The sequence below is a fragment of the Parabacteroides caecihominis genome, from assembly GCF_023656785.1.
Taxonomy (GTDB): domain Bacteria; phylum Bacteroidota; class Bacteroidia; order Bacteroidales; family Tannerellaceae; genus Parabacteroides; species Parabacteroides segnis.
Map to the genome: position 1 here is coordinate 33,938 of NZ_JAMOKS010000030.1, position 20,771 is coordinate 54,708.

At 50.4% G+C, this 20,771-nt stretch carries 17 protein-coding genes; 11 read left to right on the forward strand and 6 right to left on the reverse strand.

Annotated elements, in window-relative coordinates; genetic code table 11:
* Positions 1-81: 81 nt before the first annotated feature.
* Positions 82-1,386, reverse strand: a complete 1,305-nt coding sequence (locus NBH14_RS21185) for an anaerobic C4-dicarboxylate transporter family protein (RefSeq protein WP_186961034.1) — start codon at positions 1,384-1,386, stop codon at positions 82-84.
* 94 nt (positions 1,387-1,480) lie between these two features.
* Between NBH14_RS21185 and galB the strand changes: the two genes are divergently transcribed.
* Positions 1,481-3,991, forward strand: coding sequence for a beta-galactosidase GalB (gene galB, locus NBH14_RS21190; protein WP_186961035.1), 2,511 nt, complete (start codon positions 1,481-1,483; stop codon positions 3,989-3,991).
* Between the two features lie 362 nt (positions 3,992-4,353).
* Here the strand turns inward: galB and NBH14_RS21195 are convergent, their stop codons facing one another.
* Positions 4,354-5,193 carry a PepSY-like domain-containing protein gene (locus NBH14_RS21195; RefSeq protein WP_186961036.1) on the reverse strand — a complete coding sequence of 280 codons (840 nt, stop codon included), beginning with the start codon at positions 5,191-5,193 and terminating at the stop codon, positions 4,354-4,356.
* A gap of 207 nt (positions 5,194-5,400) precedes the next feature.
* On the opposite strand from NBH14_RS21195, the gene NBH14_RS21200 reads away from it, so the two are divergent.
* The 4 genes from NBH14_RS21200 to NBH14_RS21215 all read left to right on the forward strand — a co-directional run bounded on the left by NBH14_RS21200 (position 5,401) and on the right by NBH14_RS21215 (position 10,166).
* Positions 5,401-6,645, forward strand: a complete 1,245-nt coding sequence (locus NBH14_RS21200; RefSeq protein ID WP_186961037.1) for an efflux RND transporter periplasmic adaptor subunit — start codon at positions 5,401-5,403, stop codon at positions 6,643-6,645.
* Positions 6,646-6,694: 49 nt separating this feature from the next.
* Positions 6,695-7,957 (forward strand): ABC transporter permease, encoded by a 1,263-nt coding sequence (locus tag NBH14_RS21205; protein WP_186961038.1) that lies wholly within the window; start codon positions 6,695-6,697, stop codon positions 7,955-7,957.
* Positions 7,958-7,979: 22 nt separating this feature from the next.
* Positions 7,980-9,236 (forward strand): ABC transporter permease, encoded by a 1,257-nt coding sequence (locus NBH14_RS21210; protein ID WP_186961039.1) that lies wholly within the window; start codon positions 7,980-7,982, stop codon positions 9,234-9,236.
* 264 nt (positions 9,237-9,500) lie between these two features.
* Positions 9,501-10,166, forward strand: coding sequence for an ABC transporter ATP-binding protein (locus NBH14_RS21215; RefSeq protein WP_007653641.1), 666 nt, complete (start codon positions 9,501-9,503; stop codon positions 10,164-10,166).
* Between the two features lie 443 nt (positions 10,167-10,609).
* Here the strand turns inward: NBH14_RS21215 and NBH14_RS21220 are convergent, their stop codons facing one another.
* Positions 10,610-11,416 (reverse strand): DNA-binding domain-containing protein, encoded by an 807-nt coding sequence (locus NBH14_RS21220; protein WP_128135443.1) that lies wholly within the window; start codon positions 11,414-11,416, stop codon positions 10,610-10,612.
* Positions 11,417-11,492: 76 nt separating this feature from the next.
* On the opposite strand from NBH14_RS21220, the gene NBH14_RS21225 reads away from it, so the two are divergent.
* The 6 genes from NBH14_RS21225 to NBH14_RS21250 all read left to right on the forward strand — a co-directional run bounded on the left by NBH14_RS21225 (position 11,493) and on the right by NBH14_RS21250 (position 19,374).
* Positions 11,493-12,755, forward strand: coding sequence for an ABC transporter permease (locus NBH14_RS21225; RefSeq protein ID WP_250817745.1), 1,263 nt, complete (start codon positions 11,493-11,495; stop codon positions 12,753-12,755).
* 7 nt (positions 12,756-12,762) lie between these two features.
* Positions 12,763-14,019, forward strand: a complete 1,257-nt coding sequence (locus NBH14_RS21230; RefSeq protein WP_186961041.1) for an ABC transporter permease — start codon at positions 12,763-12,765, stop codon at positions 14,017-14,019.
* 170 nt (positions 14,020-14,189) lie between these two features.
* A complete protein-coding gene (locus NBH14_RS21235) occupies positions 14,190-15,497 on the forward strand; it encodes an ABC transporter permease (RefSeq protein WP_186961042.1) in 1,308 nt (435 codons plus the stop codon).
* 11 nt (positions 15,498-15,508) lie between these two features.
* The gene (locus NBH14_RS21240) at positions 15,509-16,783 is read left to right on the forward strand and encodes an ABC transporter permease (protein ID WP_186961043.1); all 1,275 of its coding nucleotides are present in this window, start codon (positions 15,509-15,511) and stop codon (positions 16,781-16,783) included.
* A 15-nt stretch (positions 16,784-16,798) separates the two neighbouring features.
* Positions 16,799-18,091, forward strand: coding sequence for an ABC transporter permease (locus NBH14_RS21245; RefSeq protein WP_186961044.1), 1,293 nt, complete (start codon positions 16,799-16,801; stop codon positions 18,089-18,091).
* 20 nt (positions 18,092-18,111) lie between these two features.
* Entirely contained in the window at positions 18,112-19,374 is a 1,263-nt protein-coding gene (locus NBH14_RS21250; protein WP_186961045.1) for an ABC transporter permease, read from the forward strand.
* 111 nt (positions 19,375-19,485) lie between these two features.
* Here the strand turns inward: NBH14_RS21250 and NBH14_RS21255 are convergent, their stop codons facing one another.
* From NBH14_RS21255 to NBH14_RS21265, 3 genes are all read right to left on the reverse strand, one after another.
* Positions 19,486-20,010: a phosphatase PAP2 family protein gene (locus NBH14_RS21255; protein WP_369980740.1), complete on the reverse strand. Its 525-nt coding sequence runs from the start codon at positions 20,008-20,010 to the stop codon at positions 19,486-19,488.
* Positions 20,011-20,085: 75 nt separating this feature from the next.
* A complete protein-coding gene (locus tag NBH14_RS21260) occupies positions 20,086-20,262 on the reverse strand; it encodes a DUF4250 domain-containing protein (protein WP_010800257.1) in 177 nt (58 codons plus the stop codon).
* Positions 20,263-20,358: 96 nt separating this feature from the next.
* Complete coding sequence (locus NBH14_RS21265) at positions 20,359-20,736, reverse strand: diacylglycerol kinase family protein (RefSeq protein ID WP_044215250.1); 378 nt, start codon at positions 20,734-20,736, stop codon at positions 20,359-20,361.
* Positions 20,737-20,771 lie beyond the last annotated feature (35 nt).

The window sequence follows — 20,771 nt, forward strand, 5'->3', positions numbered from 1 at the left end:
ATAAGCCTTTTCTTTAAAAAAACGATAAGAATGAGGTAGTTAGAATCTCTTTTTTTCAGACGGGAAGCCTGGCGGCCACCCTTAAAACAGTTGGATAAGAAGTAAACCAAGCAATACAGAAACACCGGTTGCTATCAGTCCGGGAACCATAAAAGAATGATTTAAGATATATTTACCAATATGCGTAGTTCCCGTACGGTCAAAATTGATTGCAGCCACCACTGTGGGATAATTCGGAATAAAAAAGTATCCGTTTACGGCAGGGAAGAGTGCGATCAGCATATACGGAGAGATCCCCAGCGCTAATCCTAAAGGAAGCAAAGCACGAACGGTAGCTGCTTGGCTGAATAATAAGATAGACATCAGGAACAGGGCAATACCGAACAGCCAGGGCATAGCTGTAACGATCTGCTCGATAGAACCTTTCAGTTCCGCCATATTACCACCGATAAATGTGTCACCCATCCAGGCAATACCGAAGATAGCGACAACCGCCTGCATGCCGGCAGAGAAAACCGATCCCTGTACCGCCTTGATCCCGTCTGTCCGAGTCGCCAGTAAAATGATGGCCGCCGCCGATAACATCAGTATTTCGATAATATAAGCCATCGACAATGACTGCCCGTTGAATACCGGACGAATACTTTCGATAGAACCGAACAGGATAATCCCGATTGTCGCCAGGATAAAGATAATGACCGACCAGCCGGCCGCTTTCTGGTTTTTGACATCTTTCAGTTCATATTTCTGGGTAGTGAATTCTCCTTCTGCAATACGTCTTTTGAATTCAGGATCATCTTCCAGCTCTTTGCCGACACGCAGGGAATAGAATGCTCCCGCCAGGACACCCGCCAACGTACAGGGCACTGAGATCATCAGAATATCGAACAGGCTGACATTGAACCCCTGTCCGGTCAGCATACTTAACAGGGCAACGGTCGCCGCAGAGATCGGACTGGCTGTAATCGCTTGCTGTGAGGCGATTACGGCAATACCCAGCGGACGTTCCGGGCGTATCTTCGTTTCGGTCGCCACCTCGGCAATAACCGGTAAAACAGAGTAAGCCACATGTCCGGTTCCTGCAATAAAGGTAAAGAGATAGGTAACCAGCGGACTTAATATTGTAATCTTGGAAGGATTTTTACGAAGCAGCTTTTCCGCCCATTTCACCATCAGGTCTAACCCTCCGGCAGCCTGCATACAACTGGCTGCTGCAATGACTGCTACGATCATTAACATCACGTCGATAGGGGGTGACGTTGGTTCGAGGCCGAAGACAAAAGTCAGTACTGCCAGCCCCAGGCCACCCAATACACCTAAACCAATACCACCTAAACGGGCTCCGATAATTATTGCAACTAAAACGAAGGCTAATTGAATCAACATATTCTGTAACTTGTTATTGTAGATTTAGTTTGATAAAGTCGCAAATTTAGTTATTTTTGTTGCGCTAAGAACTACAAACACATTTAAAATGCGCATGAAAAGATTCAATTTTGTTATTTTAGTCGCGTTATTCGGTTGGCTGACTAACCTTTCGGCACAACAAGTACGCAGTGAATTCCTGCTGGAGAAAAACTGGAAGTTCACCCGTGAGGATAACCCCGACTTTATCAAACCCGCTTTCGACGACAGTAAATGGCAATCGGTGACGGTTCCGCACGATTGGGCGATATACGGTCCGTTCAGTTCCCAGAACGATAAGCAGGAAGTGGCTATTTCGCAAGACGGCCAGAAGGAGGCCTTGGAACATGCCGGCCGTACGGGCGGTCTGCCTTTCGTGGGTGTGGGTTGGTACCGCACCGAGTTTGAAGTACCCCAGTTCGCTGAAGGGAAAAAAGCTTCAATCCTGTTTGACGGGGCGATGAGCCACGCCAAAGTCTATATCAATGGCGAAGAGGTAGGTTACTGGCCTTATGGCTATAACTCATTCCATTTTGACATTACGAAGTACTTGAAACCGGGACAGAAGAACACGCTGGCTGTCCGTCTGGAAAACCTGCCGGAGTCCTCCCGCTGGTATCCCGGAGCCGGGCTGTACCGAAATGTACATGTAATCGTTACGGAAGATGCCCATATTCCGATATGGGGGACTTTTGTTACAACACCTATCGTTAAGAAAGAGTTTGCCAAAGTGAATGTCAACACAAAGGTAAACCTTCCGGAAGGTGCCGATCCGAAACAATATGCCGTGAAAACCAGCCTGCGTAACCCGAACGGACAAATGCTGGTTGAAACAATGCTCCCGCTGAACGATATCATATATAATAATGGTACGGTCGACCAGGAATTCATTGTTCACACCCCGACCCTCTGGTCGCCGGATATGCCCGCTCTGTATGTGGCTGAAAGCCGCCTGTACAAGAACGGAACAGAGTTGAAAGATGAATATACGACATCTTTCGGTATCCGTTCCATCGAAATCATTCCAGGAAAAGGATTCTTCCTGAACGGCGAAAAGACTGTCTTCAAAGGCGTATGTAACCATCATGACCTGGGCCCGTTGGGTGCAGCCGTCAATGATGCGGCTATCCGCCGCCAGATCCGTATCCTGAAAGATATGGGTTGTAATGCGATCCGTACTTCCCATAATATGCCGGCTCCCGATTTGGTGAAGGCCTGCGACGAAATGGGTATGATGCTGATGGCAGAAAGTTTCGACGAATGGAACGTAGCCAAATGTAAGAACGGCTACAACCTCTTCTTCGACGAATGGGCGGAAAAAGATATGGTGAACCTGCTTCATAACTTCCGTAACAACCCGAGTATCGTTATGTGGTGTATCGGTAACGAAGTGCCCAACCAGTGGATCGAAGGCGACGCCAAGATTGCCCGCTTCCTTCAGGACATCTGTCACCGCGAAGACCCGACACGTCCCGTTACCCAGGGAATGGATGCCCCGGATGCTGTCGTGAACAATAACTTTGCTGCTGTCATGGAAGTAGCCGGTTTCAACTACCGTCCGTTTAAATATCAGATTAATTATAAGAAACTGCCTCAGGAAATCATCCTGGGAAGCGAGACTGCTTCCACGGTAAGTTCACGCGGTGTTTATAAATTTCCGGTTGAACGTAAGGCGATGGCTGTCTACGACGATCATCAGAGCTCTTCTTACGATGTAGAACATTGCGGCTGGTCGAACCTGCCGGAAGACGACTTTATCCAGCATGAAGACCTGCCTTACTGTATCGGTGAGTTCGTATGGACCGGTTTCGACTATCTGGGCGAACCGACGCCGTATTATACCAACTGGCCGAGCCACAGTTCCTTGTTCGGTATCATCGACCTGGCCGGTATTCCAAAGGATCGTTACTATCTGTACCGCAGCCATTGGAACAAAGCGGAAAAGACATTACATATCCTGCCTCACTGGACATGGCCGGGTCGCGAAGGCGAAGTGACTCCGGTATTCGTGTATACCAATTATCCTTCTGCCGAACTGTTCATCAACGGAAAGAGCCAGGGTAAACGTACGAAAGACCTGAGTATCGGTATCGACAGCAGCTATACCGAAGCCGCTCAGAAGAGTTTCGAACGTCAGAAACGTTACCGTCTGATGTGGATGGATACTAAATACGAGCCGGGAACATTGAAAGTGGTAGCCTACGATAAGGATGGCAACGCCGTAGCCGAAGAGGAAGTACACACAGCCGGCAAGCCTCACCATATCGAACTGTCTGCCGACCGTACTAACCTGACAGCCGATGGCAAAGACCTCTCTTTCATCAACGTAAGAGTGGTTGACAAGAACGGAAACCTTTGCCCGGATGCCACCAACCAGATCAAGTTCAACGTACGTGGCAACGGAACCTACAAGGCGGCAGCCAACGGTAACCCCGCCAGCCTCGAATCCTTCCAGGCCCCGCAGATGAAACTGTTCAGCGGCCAGCTGACAGCCATCGTACAAACGGAAGAAACACCGGGAACGATTTACTTTGAAGCATCCTCCCCGGGTGTCAAGAGTGCACGGATCGAGTTGATAAGCCGGTAAGTGTTGATCAGTCAGTATATATTTATTGATATAATAGAAACAAGAATCCCTTTGGCATGTTTGAAGTGCCAAGGGGATTTTTTTTAGGGAGATTCGTTTCTTATCAGATGTGAACTATCCTGTCATCAACCTCACTTGACTATTACAGGTCTATTTGCCGTCTGCTTTAGCTGACGGACTAGTAAAGAATCTATCTCTTTGGACTTTAGTCCCATTTCTTAAAGCTTTCTATCTGAGAGAAATGTGGCTAAAGCCAAAAAAAGAACCTGCTTATAAACCGTCAGCTAAAGCAGACGGCAAATGAACCTGTAACAGATGAGTCACTTTGACAGTTGGATAGCTCAATTATTTCTAGCAATGTTTCATCCAACAACATTCCCCATCGCATCGAATGTGACATCTGTGCTTTGTCCGTTATGATCGACGGTGAAGGTGTAGAATGTTCCCGCAATCTCGATCTTTACTGTGATTGCTTCGATTGTATCTTCGGCATAGCCTGTGGACTGGAAGGCAGCCATGATAACCTCCGGTACCTCCTGTTCGGCTATCTGGTATGTGGTACTCTGCCACCGGTAATCCTTATTCAGTTGGGCGATCTTATAAACTTTTCCGTCCAGCATATTCAGGATGTATCCTTCGCTGTTGCTCTGTATATCCAGCAGGTCGCAGGTTGCGAAAGTAAGGTTCATCAACGTATGCACTTCTGCCGGGATCACGATCGGGGCATCTTCGTTCCCTTCGTCGTTCACCGCCTTGATCAGGTTGCCGTATTGCGAATAATACAGGTCCATGTCGCTGTTCCCCTTTTCGGCATTAATCTTATAGACGACAGCCATGCTATCCCGGTTGATCGTATAAGAATCATCCACTTTCCAACCTGCATAAAGGCCATTATTGAACGCACCGGTCACCGCCTCCGGGAGTTGGTTGAAAGGTGTATCTGCCTTATCCATCATCCACTTGCCCTGTTCGGTGAGCCATGCCTCGGTCGAAATACCATTGTTCGTGAACTCGGCTACATAATAATTCCCTTCAATTGTAAAGAGCGGGTTGGAGGCGTCGGGATATTTCTTATTGAAAGCCTGCATTACCGGCTCAGTCGGTTCGATGGCATTTTTGTGATTGTCATCATTATTGTCGCAACCGGTGAGGACGAACCCCAGGGCGACGAAAAGCGATAAAATAATAGATCTGGTACTCATATCTTTCTTGTTTTAGCGATTAATAAGTGTTTTACCTTCTTTGTCGATAAAGAACAACGCGGAGAGCCGGAATGTTTTCTGTAAAACCGAACACACTGTCCGATATTGAACACTGTTTGTTTTATAGTAGGCTCACAATATCAGTGGTTTAGCTTTTTGGCACGGAGTTTGCCTCTACTGTGGTGGAAAATAAAAACAATACTAAATATGGACAGAGAGATATCAAAAGAAGTTCGAAGAAAAGAACAACGCAAACAAATCATAAAGATCGGGGGAGGCGTGGGAGCGGCCGTGCTCGTCATTGCCGTGATCATTTCTTTCCTGCAAACCAGCCTGAACCGTAAAGACCTGACTATATCCACCGTCGACCAGGGCGTCATCGAAGTATCGGTCAGTGCCTCCGGCAAGGTGATACCCGCTTTCGAAGAGATCATCAATTCCCCTATCAACACCCGTATCGTCGAGATATATAAAAAAGGCGGCGACTCTGTCGATGTAGGAACACCGATCCTCAAACTCGACCTGCAAAGCGCCGAAACGGAATATAAGAAGAAACTGGACGAGCAACAGATGAAACAACTCGAACTGGAAAAACTCCGTGTCACCGGCCATAGCAAACTCTCCGAAATGGAGATGAATCTGAAAGTCTCCCGCATGGAACTTGACCGCAAAGCCGTCGAACTGCGTAACGAACGCTACCTCGACAGCCTCGGCGCCGGCACCACCGACAAAGTACGCCAGGTAGAACTCGACTACAACGTCAGCCAGCTAAAACTCAAGGAAGACGAACAAAAATACATCAACGAACAGGCCCTTGCCGAAGCCGACCTGAAAGTAAAGGAACTCGAACTCAACATTTTCCGCAAAAGCCTTGCCGAAACCAAGCGCACGCTCGACGATGCCCAGGTCCGCTCCCCCCGCAAGGCGATCCTGACCTACGTGAACAACGAGATCGGTGCCCAGGTAAGCGAAGGCACCAAGATCGCCATCGTCTCCGACCTCTCACATTTCAAGATCGAAGGTGAGATAGCCGACACTTATGGCGACCGCATCGCCGCCGGCAGCAAAGCCGTTGTCAAGATCGGCAGCGACAAACTGGAGGGCACCGTCAGCGACGTCACCCCGCTGTCGAAGAACGGCGTCATCTCCTTCACTGTCCAACTGGAAGAAGACAACCACCGCCGCCTCCGCTCCGGCCTTAAGACCGACGTGTATGTCATGAACGCTGTCAAGGATGACGTCATGCGCATCGCCAACGCCTCTTATTATGTCGGCAAAGGTGAATACGACGTCTTTGTGGTCAACGGCGATCAACTCTTGAAGCGCAAGGTGCAGCTGGGCGACAGCAACTACGAATACGTGGAAGTGATCAGCGGCCTGCAACCCGGCGACCAGGTAGTAGTCTCCGACATGGCAAGCTATAAGGATAAGAACAAACTTAAAATAAAATAACGTCCCGTACGGGCGGTTCGCGAACCGCCCTAACATAAACAACAACAATATGTTCAAACAATACCTCAAACAAGCCCTGAACATGCTGCGTGAGAACCGCCTCATCAGCCTGATCTCCATACTCGGCACGGCTCTTTCGATAGCCATGATCATGGTTGTTTGTCTGGTCTTCCAGATACAATCCGCCAGTTTCTCACCCGAAACAAACCGTAATCGTATGCTCTACATCGAGGACGGGACTCAGGTGGAGTGTTCCGCTAACAGACGCTACAACGGCTTTATGTCTCAGGAAGCTGTCCGTGAATGCTTTTACACGTTGAAGAAACCCGAAGCAGTTTCCGCCTGGTTCAGTTTCCCGGCTCCACTGTCGCTTCCTGGTAAGCGCATGTATAATTCCTATGATATCATGTATTCCGACCCTGCATTCTGGAAGATATACGACTTTCGTTTCCTGGAAGGTAAACCATTTACCGATGCCGATTTCACCTCGGCCATTCCCCGGGTAGTTGTTAGTGAAAGCGTGGCCCGCACCCTGTACGGAAGCACTGATGTGGTAGGTAAGCCAATCATTCTCGAGCAGATGCCCTGCACGATCTGCGGTGTAGTAAAAGACGTTAGTCGTGCCGCCGACACCTCTTTTGGCGATGTATGGGCACCCTATACGCTCAATCAAATGATGCTTGGCCTGACCCAGATGGAAGGTATGGGCGGCGCTTTTAAAATAACCCTGCTGGCTCATGACAAAGGAGACTTCGACGCCATCCGCCGGGAAATAGAACAGCAACGCGACCGCTACAATACGGCAAAGCAAGATTGTAAGATCAGCTTCCTGGAGAATCCGATAACCCGCTTCGACAAGGCAATGGGTTCGTCAGGCTGGAGGAAGATAGCCCTGAAAGATTACCTGCTTGAGACGGGTGGCCTGCTTCTTTTGCTTCTTCTTGTTCCCGCATTGAACCTGACCGGTGTGACACAATCGGCCGTGCAGAAACGCCGTAGCGAGATGGGGCTCCGTAAAGCATTCGGTGCCACCCGGGGCATTTTGTTCAGCCAGTTGCTCTGTGAGAACGGACTTATCACCCTTTTGGGAGGAGTAATAGGACTGGTCTTATCGCTTCTCTTGTTGCCGGTTTGCAAAGACTTCCTTTTGAAGGATGCAGAGACAGTGCTCCATACGGATATGTTGTTTCAGCCGGGAATCTTCCTTGTCGCCCTGCTGTTTTGCCTGTTGCTCAACCTGCTATCTGTCGGCATACCGGCCCTGCGCATTTCGCAGCAACCCATAACCAGGGCCTTGAAAGGGGATGAATAATAAACATGTAATATAATGTATAATGATTAAGCATATACTAAAGATAATATGGAACCAGCGCCGCAGTAACGGCTGGATATTTGCCGAACTGTTGGTCGTGGTAGCAATCCTCTGGGTGATGATGGATTCGATGCTGGTAGACCAGTACACCTACCATTCTCCACTTGGTTTCGATATAAGGAACACCTACAAGATACAACTGGGAGTACTTCAGCCGGGTATGCCGGGTTACGTGGACGAACAGGAGCAAGCAACCCGCCTCGGAGAGGACATGTTCCGCCTGGTAGACAACCTGCGCCAGGCTCCCGAAGTGGACGAAGTTTGTCTGGCTGGTGCCGGTAGCCCTTATTCCCTGAGTAGAATGTCGACGTTGCTGGTACCCGTCGGTGCCGACACGACGGTTCAGGCTCGCAACTATACGTATTGCACTGTCACCCCGGAGTATTTCGATGTGTTGCGTATAACCGATAAGGCCGGTGCTCCGCTCCGTTCCGTCGTCGGGACACGTACAGGCATCGCAATCAGTGCCGACCTGGAGGAGCAATTCCTTGAAGGCGGTGGTATGGGAGATTCTTTCCAGTTTGACGGAGAAGATGGCGAGCGTCTTCCTCTGGTCGGAATAAGTAATCCCCGTCGTTCTACAGAGTATGAAAAGAGTGCCCCGTACTTCTATGAGATCGTATCGCCTTCCGCGATGATCGACGTAGCGGAAATGTGGCAAGTGACCATAGATGTCCTTATCCGCATGAGTCCCGGCTTCCCGCCCGAAAAGATGGAGGCGTTCCTGCAAGGGATGGGTGACCGGTTGCTGGTGAACAATGTCTACGTTTCCAGTCTGGAGCCGCTATCCGATATGCGTGCCGACAGGCTGAAAGACCGCGAAGACAATATGAAGAAGAAGATCGCCCTGGTGGGCTTCATGCTGATCAACGTCTTCTTCGGCATCATCGGAACCTTCTGGTTGCGTACGCAGGCACGGCAGGGGGAGATGGGATTGCGCATCGCCCTGGGATCGAACCGCCGTCAGCTCAGCCGGCTGATGAACCTCGAAGGGCTTGTACTGCTGGCTCTCACGATTCCCTTTGTGTTGGTATTCATACTAAATATGCTTTACTTCGATATGCCCGACACCTATCGTCTCCCCTATACCTGGTGGCGTTTCGCGGTCACCTTCGGAGGGGCCTATCTGCTGATGGCGGGTATGATCAGCCTCGGCATCTGGTTCCCGATGCACAAGGCGGTACAGATGAAACCGGCGGAGGCGTTGCATTATGAATAAATAAGTACAGTATGGTGAGTATAGAAATAATTGGACTATCTGTTTATAGTGCCGGGAGTAACCAATTCCCCTCTCGAGAGGGGATAAGGGGTGTGTTAAAGCTAGTTATAGGGCGAAACTATAACACACCCCCTTCCCCCTCTCGAGAGGGGAGCCAGGTACAACCGGTCGATAATCTGAATAGTTCACATTTGATAAAATACGATACATCAATAACAATTATATAATAAATGAATTAATAGTAACAATTAAATATCAAACATCATGATCAAATTAACAAACCTCGAAAAGATCTACCGTACGAAGGAGATCGAAACAGTAGCTTTGGAGAATGTGAACCTGGATATCCAGAAAGGCGAATTTCTGAGTATCATGGGCCCCTCCGGTTGCGGAAAGTCCACCTTGCTGAACATCATCGGACTGTTGGACGCCCCGACAGCCGGTACGGTCGAGATCGCCGGAACCAATACGGTCAGTATGAACGACAAACAACTGGCCGCCTTCCGTAACAAGACACTCGGTTTCGTCTTCCAGTCCTTCCACCTGATCAATTCGCTGAACGTACTGGATAACGTAGAACTCCCGCTGCTCTACCGTAACGTCTCTTCTTCCGAACGCCGCAAGGCTGCCGAAGCCGTTCTCGAAAAGGTAGGCCTGAGCCACCGCATGCGCCACTTCCCGACACAGTTGTCCGGTGGTCAGTGCCAGCGTGTAGCCATCGCCCGTGCCATCGTTGGGAACCCCGAGATTATCCTGGCGGATGAGCCGACCGGTAACCTGGATTCAAAGATGGGTATCGAGGTCATGGACATCCTCCACCGCCTGAATAAGGAAGACGGTCGCACCATCGTGATGGTAACCCACAACGAAGCGCAGGCACAGCAGACGAGTCGCACGGTGCGCTTCTTCGACGGCAGACAAGTTCAATAGGATTGTTACTTTTCTCTTGATAGAAAAGTAACCAAAAGATCAAGGCTGCACCGGCTTCGCTACTCCGGTGAAAGACTACGCTGTCGTCTGTGAACTCGCTTCGCTCAAACAGCACAGCCTCCGGGCGCTCCGTCTTCCACCTTCGCTTTACGCTCACCCGCTGAGGCCTTTCCAAGAACGCAAAGCGTTCTCTTAGGATGGCCGATACCGGTAGTTAAGCAGGCTCTCTCAAGTGTTCTTTCTGATGCTGATGGTAACTTTTCCCCTCTCGAGAGGGGGCAGGGGGTGTGTTATAGCCCGGGCAAATGCCTTCCCTCCCTTCACTGGGACCGTCCCTCTTCCCGTTAGCGAGGGTAACGGATAGCCTAAGGTAGGATGCTACCGCACCCCGATGCTGTTGAGTGCCGCACCCTGATGCGGATGATAGCCGCACCCCGGTGCAGTTAGTCACCGCATCCCGATGCGGTAGTAGCGGAGACGGTAAGGGTAACCATCCCCATCCGAGGCACCTTATAGAGGCGATAACTGGCATTGTACTGGCTCCACACCTCCACCACCCACCTGCCCGGTGTCAACGGCTCGGGAGGCAGAAAGGCAAGGCTGGGAGATTCGTTGATGAAGACCATGCGAGGTTCGATAAAATACTTTTTTTCGCCTTCTTCCTGGCGGATGACGATCCCGACATCGGGATGGTCGCCCATCACTTTCAGCCGCTTGCCGTGGATAAAGAGCGGAAGGGTATAGCCGGCAGGGATGACGCAAAACTCCCGGCCTTCCTGGTTGAGGTAACGGTCGTTGTGGATGCTGACTTCGTTGGGAAGGGGGGCGTTCGGGAAGAACTGGATAACCTCTGCGGGGAACCAGTCGGCCAGCTGGTTGAGGCGTGGTGAAGGACGCAGGTTGATACGGATGGCATGCCGTTCGCGGTCGAACTTTTCAAATTCGGTCTTGAAGCGGCCGCCGACGGTCAGTTCCGTCCGCCCCAGGCCGAAGTCGACGTTGAAGCCGTCTTCAATCGCCCCGTATATCTCTTCCAGCATGGTGTTGAAAGAGGCGATGAGCGTTCCGTGCGAATAGGAACTGCGGTTTCTGACGGCCCGTTCGGCGATATCGTCGAGTGTCAGGCTCGGATGGTTGGGAAGTGTCCCTCTAAAGAACGGTTCCTGGCCGGGAAGTTGGCTTTTACTCAGTTTAACGAATAGTTTGCCGGGTTTAACGGTCATTTTTGATTTAGGTAGCTCTTTATCCATAACACACATAGATTAATGTTAAACGACAAAGATAAGTAATATGTTCAGACAATATCTCATACAGGCTTTGAATCTGATGAAACAGAATCGTTTCTTCAGTTTCGTGTATATTCTGGGGACGGCTTTGGCAATCTCGATGGTCATGATGATGGCTATCGTGTATTATATCCGTACCGCCGACATTGCTCCGGAGGTGAACCGCGGGCGCCTCTGCCTCCTCGATGCGGCGACATCGGTCTCCAAAGACGGGCAGAGCAACTGGACAGGCAACCTGTCGTTCAAGACCGTCCGCGAGGTCTACTATCCCCTCCGGACTCCGGAGCTGGTCAGCGCCTATATCAGGCCGGGAATATTCACTTACAATGTCGGTGAGATGCAACTGCGCATTCCCGGCGGAAAAGACAAGTTTGAAATCAACCTGTCGGGAACCGATGCCGCCTACTGGCAGATGTTTCGTTTTACCTTTATCGACGGGAGACCTTATACGCCGATTGATTTTGAAAGCGGGCTGCGCCGTATCGTCCTGAGCGAGACGAGGGCACGGCAGCTATTTGGCAAGGCGGACGTAGCGGGGCAGGGCGTCCTGTTGAACGATGTCGAGTATACCGTTGCAGGCGTGGTCCGCGATATCTCCGCCGTCAATACAATCACCTGTGCCGATGCTTGGGTTCCTTTCACTTTATATCCCGAACTGATGATCTCCGATGGGGCGGAAGGCGTACTCGGAAGGCTTGAACTCTGCATCCGTTGCCGGAGCATCGACGATCTGCCTGCGCTCCGGAAAGAGATAGACCAGAACCGCAAACGCTATAACACGACGCTGAAAGACTGGGAATATATTGCCAATGAAAGGGGCGATGTGCGGACATGGCGCACTTTCATCCTCTCGGAGCTCGACTGGCGCACATCGCCTTCGAAGCAACTGATGCAATACGGATTGCTACTGTGCATCTTCCTCCTTGTCCCTGCCGTCAACCTCTCGGGGCTTTCTTCCTCCGACATGGTGAAGCGGATTCCCGAACTGGGATTGCGCAAGGCCTTCGGGGCAAGCCGCGCGACGCTGATCGTGCAGGTGCTGACCGAAAATTTCCTTTACACGTTCCTGGGGGGAATAGTAGGCTTGCTGTTCTCTTTCCTGCTGGTGTTTCTGCTGCGCAACCTGTTGTTTGGCGTCGAACAGATGACTGGCGAGGTGAGTCTTTCGCCCGGCATGTTGCTGAATCTTCCGGTGTTCTTTATCACCTTCGGGTTCTGTTTGTTGTTGAACCTGCTGTCCGCCTTGTTGCCGGCATGGCTTTCTACGCGTGTTTCTATTGTAAAGGCTATTAATGATAAATAAATAAGTTATGACAAGTCATTTATTTAAACTGATATATAACCAGCGGCGCAGTAACGGCTGGATCGTTCTCGAACTGTTCCTCATCTTCATCCTGATATGGGTGCTGGTCGATTTCTTTTCCGTACTTTATCTGACAGCGCGTACCCCTGTTGGTGCCGACATTACCGATACCTATCTGGTCAAACTCTCCATGACCCCTACCAGTAGTCCCTCGTTTATCGCTTACGAAGAGGGCAGTGAAGAACCTTCACGTAACTTCCAGCGTATCGTCGACCGCATCCGCAACCATCCGGACATTGAATGTCTTTGCCTTGGTCAGTATTATTATCCGTATTACGGCGGAAGTTCCTCTACGACTTTGTGGAACGATACCCTGAAGACTGCTGTAAATGTCTATCACGTAACCAAAGACTATTTCCGTGTTTTCCGCCTCTACGGGCTCAATGGGGAGACGCCGCAGGAACTGGGCGAAAGGCTGGGGGAGAAAGTGATTCTTACCCGGCTTGGCGCCCGTCGGTTGTTCCCCGGCGATATTTCGCCTGCCGGAAAGAGAGTATATTGGGATGAGAAAGATTCGATCGGATCAGTCGTCATGGCCGTATTGCCTGATATGAAGCAGCATGAGTATACGCGTCCTTTCCCTGTAATAATCAGCCTGATGCCGGAAAATAGCTGGGGTCGGATGTCTGAAAACCGGCTTTTCAGCCGTATAGGTATTTGTTTCCGCCTCCGTTCGAACGCGGACAGGCAGGCCTTCGAAGCCTCCTTTAAGGATTGGATGCAGATGGATGCGGGGAATTATTCTTTCTCCTCGATCGTGCCGTTCAGCCAGGTGCGGCAGAATCTGCTCGACATGCATAAGATTTCGGAAACGATACAATACCGTGTCCTGCTGACTGTCTTTTTCCTGCTGAACCTGTTTTTAGGGGTAATCGGCACGTTCTGGTTCCGCATCGAATACCGCCGGGAGGAGCTTGGCCTGCGGATGGCTTTGGGAGCTTCGCGGAGGAAAATACAACAGTGGCTGCTGTGGGAAAGCGTCTGCCTGTTTGCCGTCGCATTCGTGCCTGCCCTGCTGGTTTGCCTGAATATCTACCGGATGGATTTGCTCGCTACGGAGAACATGGACCTGACAGCGGGGCGTTTCCTGTTGGACGTTGCGCTGTCGCTGTTATTATTGCTGCCGGTCATCCTGCTCGCTACCTGGTATCCGGCACGCCGCTCGGCAAAGATCGAGCCGGCTGAGGCACTGCATTATGAATAGGGGATAGGAATCCCGGCCGTTTGTTTGCCGGATATATATGTAGTGTTCGATACTGTGATGACTGTTCAGTATCGAACACTATCTGTTTTATACTTTCTGCTTATTATCAACGGGTTATATTTGTGGCACGGCATTTGCTTTTAGTCCGGCATAACAAATAAAACCGTATCATGTACAAACAATACTTCAAACAAGCCTGGAACCTGATGAGGCAAAACTGCTTCTACAGCGGGGTGTATATCATCGGGACGGGACTTGCCATTTCGATGGTGATGGTGATAGCGATCGTGTATCATATCCGTACCGCCGACATCATGCCTGAAGTGCACCGCAGCAAATACCTTTATATCGACCAGGTGAAATATGAACGGGGGAAAGGGAACAGCAATTTCTTTTGGGGCATCCGTTCCGCCAAAGAATGCCTGATGCCGCTGAAGTCGGCGAAGGAGGTGGCGATTATGACCAATACTGCCATTACCAGCCTGCTTTATGGCGATACCTATGTGCAGATTCCCGGGGGAGACGACCCGCAGAAAGTGCAGATGATGGGGACGAACAATAGCTTCTGGCGCCTCTTCTCTTTTTCCTTTGTCGAAGGGAAACTGTTCAGCGAGGAGGAGTTCCAGTCGGGTTTCCCCCGCGTGGTCGTTTCCGAATCGCTGGCACGCCGTATCTTTTCGACAACGACCGGCGTGACGGGGAAAAGCATCCTGCTGGATGATACGGAATATTCCGTCAGCGGCGTGGTGAAAGATGTTTCTGCCGTGACACCGTCTGTTTATGCCGATATGTGGGTGCCTTATACTTCCATGCCGCTGGTTATGGAGGCTACCGACGAACGCGATGTGTCGGTGGGTCTGCTGACGGTCTGTATTCTGCCTGCCGACGGAATGGGGATCGACAAGGTGAGCCGGGAACTGGAAGAGTTGATCGACCGCTATAATACGACCCTGGCCGACGGCAAGATCAGTATGATGAACGGGGTGGAGACGCATCTGACACATGTGATCCGTCAGTTCGTAATGGGCGGCTCCGTGACGGCGGTTTACCTGATGCTTCTGTTTCTGATCCTTCTTTTCCTGCTGATTCCGGCACTGAACCTGTCCGGCCTGAACGCTTCACGGATGCAGGACCGCATCTCCGAGCTGGGGGTGCGGAAGGCTTTCGGGGCGCGTAAGAACCGGCTGCTGACACAGATACTGATAGAAAACCTGTTGCTGATGTTGCCGGGCGGATTGGTCGGGTTGCTGGTCTCGTATGGGATGGTGGCACTTTTCCAGCAGTTGCTGCTTGCACCGGGTATCATTGCGATGGTACAAGGCAGTGTGCAGACGGAACTGACCTTCGGGATGCTGCTGAGTCCGGCGGTGTTCGGCTATGCGTTTCTGGTCTGCTTCCTGCTGAACCTGATGTCGTCGATGATCCCTGCCTGGCGTGCGATCCGTGTGAATATAACTGAGTCATTAAACCACAATTAAAGAGATAAGCTATGCTGTTACATATACTGAAACTGATCAAGACGCAACGCCGCAGCAATACCTGGGTGTTTATAGAACTGCTTGTTGTCTTCGTACTGCTCTGGTACGCCGTCGACCGGATGACGATGAGCCGGATCACACAGACGCAACCGATGGGATACTCGTTTGAGAATGTATATAAGGTGACGCTGGCCGTGCGCCCTTCCACCAGTGCCTCCTATATTGCCTACGAACAGGGAAGCCAGGGGGCGGGAGAGGATTTCATGCGTATCATCCGCCAGCTGGAGACGCATCCCGATGTACAGATGGTAGGCCTGGCGAACGAGGCTTCGATGCCTTATACCTATATGTCCAACTCGGATACTTATTTTCAGGAGAAAGACTCTCTTTTCCGTACTGCTCTCGACTTCAGTGTTACGCCCGGTTATTTCTGTGTGTTCGATATACATACGGCTGATGGCGGTTCGCCGGACGAACTGGCTTCCGCTATTCAGGAAGGTATCCTGCTCAGTGAGCCGATGGCAATGAAATGTTTCAGTTCGACCCAGGTGGACGGCCGGGAGTTGCTTATTATTCAGGATGACACCCTGCGTTACCGTGTGAAGGGGGTGACGGAAGCCATTAAACGGGAAGAGTTTAGCCAGCCGTCTTCGATTGTCTTTAAAGAGATGAAGGAACGGAGTATCCTGCGGATGAGTGAACAGGAGCTGGGGAAGATGCAGATCTGTTTCCGTGTCCGTCCGAATGCGGCGTCGGAGAGTGCTTCCGAATATGCCGTTCGTTTTAAGAAAGAGATGAAACACCGGCTGGCGGCAGGCAATTTCTGGCTGGCTAACGTACAATATTACCCCGATGTACGCACCCATTATCTGGAGACTTCGATGAATACGAACGGGGGAAAGCTGGACATTGCGATCAACATTTTCTTACTGATCAATGTCTTCCTGGCTGTGATCGGAACGTTCTGGTTCCGTGTGAACCGCCGCCGTAACGAGTTGGGGCTTCGCATGGCCGTCGGTTCCAGTCGCCGCCGCTTGCAACAGTTGCTTATCGGCGAAGGATTGATGATACTAACCATAACCGCCGTACCCGCCTTGCTGATTTGTGTGAACGTGGCTTTTGCCGGCCTGCTGAGTACGGAGGTGATGGAGGTGACTGTCGGCCGCCTGTTGCTTGTCAGCCTGCTGACGTGGCTGTTACTGGCCGTAATCATCACACTGGCTATCTGGTATCCGTCCCGTAAGGCGTCCCGTCTTGAACCGGCGGAAGCCTTGCATTACGAATAAACAAATACTGACATTATGTATAAGATCTATTTAAAACAAGCACTTGCCATGCTGAAGGAGAACAAACTCCTGGCCTTGATCTCTATCCTGGGAACGGCATTGGCTATCTGCCTGATCATGGTGATGGTGATCACGTATCAGGTACGTGTCAAAAACTATTCTCCCGAGGATAACCGCGACCGGACGATGTATGTGCGGTGGGGCGGACGGACCTATAAAGGGGAGCAGTACGGGAACGGTTATCTTTCCCTGCGTACGATCAAGGAGTGTTTCCTGCCGTTGAAGACACCCGAGGCAGTGTCGTTTATCTCTCCCTGCCGTAGCCTGCTGGCATCTTTGCCGGGTGGGAAGGAGAAGAAAGATTGCCTGATGATGTTTACCGACGATGTATTCTGGAAAGTCTTCAACTTCGAATTCATATCCGGCAGTCCTTATACGAAAGAGGAAGTGGCTTCGGGTATAAAGAAGGTAGTCATCAGCGAGTCGACCGCCCGACGGTTATATGGCACGGCCGATGCTGCCGGCAAAACGATTATGATCGCTTATAAGCCTTACACGGTCGGCGGGGTGGTAAAGGATATTTCGACGATTGCCAAAGCTGCATATGCGGAGGCGTGGATTCCTTATACGGCTTCGGCTGCCGATTTGAGCGATGATTCCTGGGCGGAGAATATAACGGGATGGTTCCAGGTGATTATCCTGGCCCGTTCGGCATCCGATTTCGATCCGATCAGGAAAGAAATAAGCAACCTGCAAGCACAATATAACAGTTCGTTGAAGGATTATAAGCTCGTATTATACGATCAACCGGATACGCAACTAGAATTGGAGATTAAAGGAGTGAGGGCTATCGGACCTGACAAGACAAGAACGATCGTGCAGTATCTGCTGATTATTGTGATTCTGCTGTTGGTGCCGGCAATCAATCTTTCCGGCATGACCTTGTCGCGGATGCGCAGCCGCCTGCCGGAGATAGGTATACGCAAGGCGTTCGGAGCGACCAAAGGCAGGTTGCTGGTGCAGATACTGTCGGAGAATCTGTTTCTGACCCTGCTGGGAGGGGTGGTCGGACTGCTCTTCTCTTACATTGGCATCTTCTTGTTGAGAACCTGGTTGCTGAGTAATAGCTTCGGTTCCATCTCTTCCGTGTTTGGAGGGACACCGATGTTGTCTGTCTCTGAGTTGCTTAATCCGGTGATATTCCTCTATGCTTTTCTGTTTTGCCTGATACTGAACCTGCTGTCTGCCGGAATACCTGCTTACCGGATGTCGCGCAAAGAGGTGATAGAGGCTTTGAATGAAAACTAAACCGTTAAAATAGTACGAAGATGATCAAACATATCATTAAATTAATATGGAACCAGCGGAAAAGTAATAGCTGGTTGTTGGGGGAATTGTTGCTTGTGACGGTTTGCCTGTGGTATATTGTGGATTATTTGCTGGTTGTATTATGTACGTTCAGTGCGCCGGTCGGTTTCGACCTCGATCATACCTATAAGTTTGAGTTTAACGCCCGGGAAGAGGGGGCCGAAGGGTATCTGACACCTGGAGAACATCCCGCCAAAGCCGGTGAAGATTTGTGGGAGGCGATGGAGCGCATACGCAGGATGCCGGGCGTTGAAGAAGTGGCTTTATCCAGGTTTGGCGTTCCTTATAATAGCATGGATAATTACCAGCCTCTTCGCCGGGATACGCTTTCGGATGCTGTTTCCTGCCGTATCCAGTTTGTTACTCCGGAGTATTTCGATGTGTATCGTATCGGTTCTGCTATTTCCGGAAATCCTGAAGAACTGAAAGATGGGATAGGCGGTATGAAGGTTATTATAACCCGGGATGTGGCAGAGAGGCTTTTTCCGGAGAAAAGTGTAAAGGACGCAGTAAAACAGACTGTTTATACAAATAATAATTCCGGAACGATGACCATTGGTGGAATTAGCCAGGAGGTCCGCCGGTCGGAATTTGGCAAGGTGGGAGCAAGAATCTATATTAATCAGAGTGAGGCGGAGGTAAAGACCGTCTCGGCAGAGATGTTACCCTGGATGGAAGTCTCCGTGCGGGTTAAACCGGAAGCCGACAGGAACTTTGCCGATACATTTATGCAGGAGAAGAGTGACCAGGTAGAGATCGGTAACCTCTACCTTCAGAATATTATCCCGCTTTCCAATATAAGGGAAGATGCCTTGCGGGATGGAAAAGGGGAGATGAAAACGCGCTTGTCTATCCTGCTTTTCCTGCTGGTGAATATCTTTTTGGGGATTGTCGGTACTTTCTGGTTCCGTACCCGTCAGCGGCAGGGGGAAATGGGACTTCGGATGGCATTAGGGGCTACCCGGGGGCAGTTGAGGATGACGGTGTTGGGCGAAGGGCTTGTGTTGCTGACGCTTGCGTTTATTCCGGCCGTTGTCATCTGTCTGAATATTGCTTTTGCCAATCTGATTGATTCGAACCTGATGGATAACGGCTTCCTGCGTTTTACGGGAGGGATGCTGGTTACTTTCCTGCTGGTCGCAGGGATGATTATTGCCGGTATCTGGTATCCGGCGAACGAGGCGGCACAGCTGCAACCGGCAGATGCTTTACATTACGAATGATTAAACTTCATGGAATATTGAGTTAGTCACATATAGACTTGTAATTAAGCCCGGATTTGTAGCGAGTACACGTCCGGGCTGCTTTTTTCTTTTCCGTTATGTCTGTTATGCTTAGAAGGTCATGGAAGCATAAATGCCGAAATGTTTGTCACCGGCCAGCGGACTGAGGGTCAGGTTGTGCTTTTGGGCAAACGGACGGGTGAAGATATAGGCACTGCCGATACCCATGGCGGCTCCGGCGGCCACATCCCACCAGTCGTGCTTCTTGGCATACGTACGGCTCCATCCCACATAGGTCGCTACGGCATACGCCGGGATACCCCATTTCCAACCGTAACGGCGCTGGATAAAAGCAGCGCCCGTAAACGATACGGAGGTGTGCATGGAAGGAAACGAATGGTTGTCGCTGCCGTCGGGACGTTCTTTCTTTACCAGGTACTTCAGCGCATAGGTCATGCCGACCGTACTTACACCGGCCAGTGCACCCTGTTTCAATCCCTGCCAGTCCTGAAGGATCAGCACAGTTGCCAGGCTCGCAGCAGGAGTAAGGCAGGCCAGCACGTCGCCCGATTTACGGACGGCATTACGGCTACTGCTTAGTTTGACCTCTTGTGCATGGCTGTTGAAACAGACCATGAATGCCAGAAGAAAGGTAAAAAGATAGGTTGTTCGTTTCATATTTTCTTTGTTGATGCAAAGTAGAAACGGAAGTTACCAGAACTTATTGTTTTCAGCACTGTATTCAAAGCCGGCAACGGCAAGTTTATGGACAAGCATGTCTTTGTCTACGTCCATCTTACGGCATAATTCATCAAGGGATGCATATTTGTCGCGCAGTTTCATGTTAACTACGCTGAAAAGCATCGTCGGGTCTTCGGGAAGTTTCATTGTTATGTGTAATTAAAATTAATAGTGAATATTTGAAATAACTGTTGTTTGTTCTGTTTTGTTTAAAATGTTCGGATTTGTTTAAAACGTACGGATTCAACATAAAGCAATCAGCTTGGGAAAAAAGATGATTCCGCCTACTATTGCGGCGGCAATAGCCATTAACAATACGGCTCCGGCTGCCAGGTCTTTGGTCCGTTTGATTGCTTCGCTATATTCGGGCGATACAAAGTCGGCAATAGCTTCCAGCGCTGAGTTGACGGCTTCGGCTGCCAGCACGGCGCCGATCACGATTACGACAGCTACCCATTCCATGCGCGACAACCCAAGAAGAACACCGGCAATCACCACGCATACAGCTGCAAAACAATGTATCCAGGCATTATGTTCTTTCGTGATCAACAAACGTATCCCGTTGAACGCATACCGGAAACTCCGTAGCCGCTTGCGGAAAGTAAAGCCATCATTCTTCATATATCCATTCTGTTGAGGTAGCAAAGATAGGTATT

What these genes read in the sequence shown, in the direction of transcription:
- NBH14_RS21185 (WP_186961034.1), bottom strand. Translation starts at nt 1,386, where the DNA reads ATGTTGATTCAATTAGCCTTCGTTTTAGTTGCAATAATTATCGGAGCC.
- galB (WP_186961035.1), top strand. Translation starts at nt 1,481, where the DNA reads ATGAAAAGATTCAATTTTGTTATTTTAGTCGCGTTATTCGGTTGGCTG.
- NBH14_RS21195 (WP_186961036.1), bottom strand. Translation starts at nt 5,193, where the DNA reads ATGAGTACCAGATCTATTATTTTATCGCTTTTCGTCGCCCTGGGGTTC.
- NBH14_RS21200 (WP_186961037.1), top strand. Translation starts at nt 5,401, where the DNA reads ATGGACAGAGAGATATCAAAAGAAGTTCGAAGAAAAGAACAACGCAAA.
- NBH14_RS21205 (WP_186961038.1), top strand. Translation starts at nt 6,695, where the DNA reads ATGTTCAAACAATACCTCAAACAAGCCCTGAACATGCTGCGTGAGAAC.
- NBH14_RS21210 (WP_186961039.1), top strand. Translation starts at nt 7,980, where the DNA reads ATGATTAAGCATATACTAAAGATAATATGGAACCAGCGCCGCAGTAAC.
- NBH14_RS21215 (WP_007653641.1), top strand. Translation starts at nt 9,501, where the DNA reads ATGATCAAATTAACAAACCTCGAAAAGATCTACCGTACGAAGGAGATC.
- NBH14_RS21220 (WP_128135443.1), bottom strand. Translation starts at nt 11,416, where the DNA reads ATGGATAAAGAGCTACCTAAATCAAAAATGACCGTTAAACCCGGCAAA.
- NBH14_RS21225 (WP_250817745.1), top strand. Translation starts at nt 11,493, where the DNA reads ATGAAACAGAATCGTTTCTTCAGTTTCGTGTATATTCTGGGGACGGCT.
- NBH14_RS21230 (WP_186961041.1), top strand. Translation starts at nt 12,763, where the DNA reads ATGACAAGTCATTTATTTAAACTGATATATAACCAGCGGCGCAGTAAC.
- NBH14_RS21235 (WP_186961042.1), top strand. Translation starts at nt 14,190, where the DNA reads ATGTACAAACAATACTTCAAACAAGCCTGGAACCTGATGAGGCAAAAC.
- NBH14_RS21240 (WP_186961043.1), top strand. Translation starts at nt 15,509, where the DNA reads ATGCTGTTACATATACTGAAACTGATCAAGACGCAACGCCGCAGCAAT.
- NBH14_RS21245 (WP_186961044.1), top strand. Translation starts at nt 16,799, where the DNA reads ATGTATAAGATCTATTTAAAACAAGCACTTGCCATGCTGAAGGAGAAC.
- NBH14_RS21250 (WP_186961045.1), top strand. Translation starts at nt 18,112, where the DNA reads ATGATCAAACATATCATTAAATTAATATGGAACCAGCGGAAAAGTAAT.
- NBH14_RS21255 (WP_369980740.1), bottom strand. Translation starts at nt 20,010, where the DNA reads ATGGTCTGTTTCAACAGCCATGCACAAGAGGTCAAACTAAGCAGTAGC.
- NBH14_RS21260 (WP_010800257.1), bottom strand. Translation starts at nt 20,262, where the DNA reads ATGAAACTTCCCGAAGACCCGACGATGCTTTTCAGCGTAGTTAACATG.
- NBH14_RS21265 (WP_044215250.1), bottom strand. Translation starts at nt 20,736, where the DNA reads ATGAAGAATGATGGCTTTACTTTCCGCAAGCGGCTACGGAGTTTCCGG.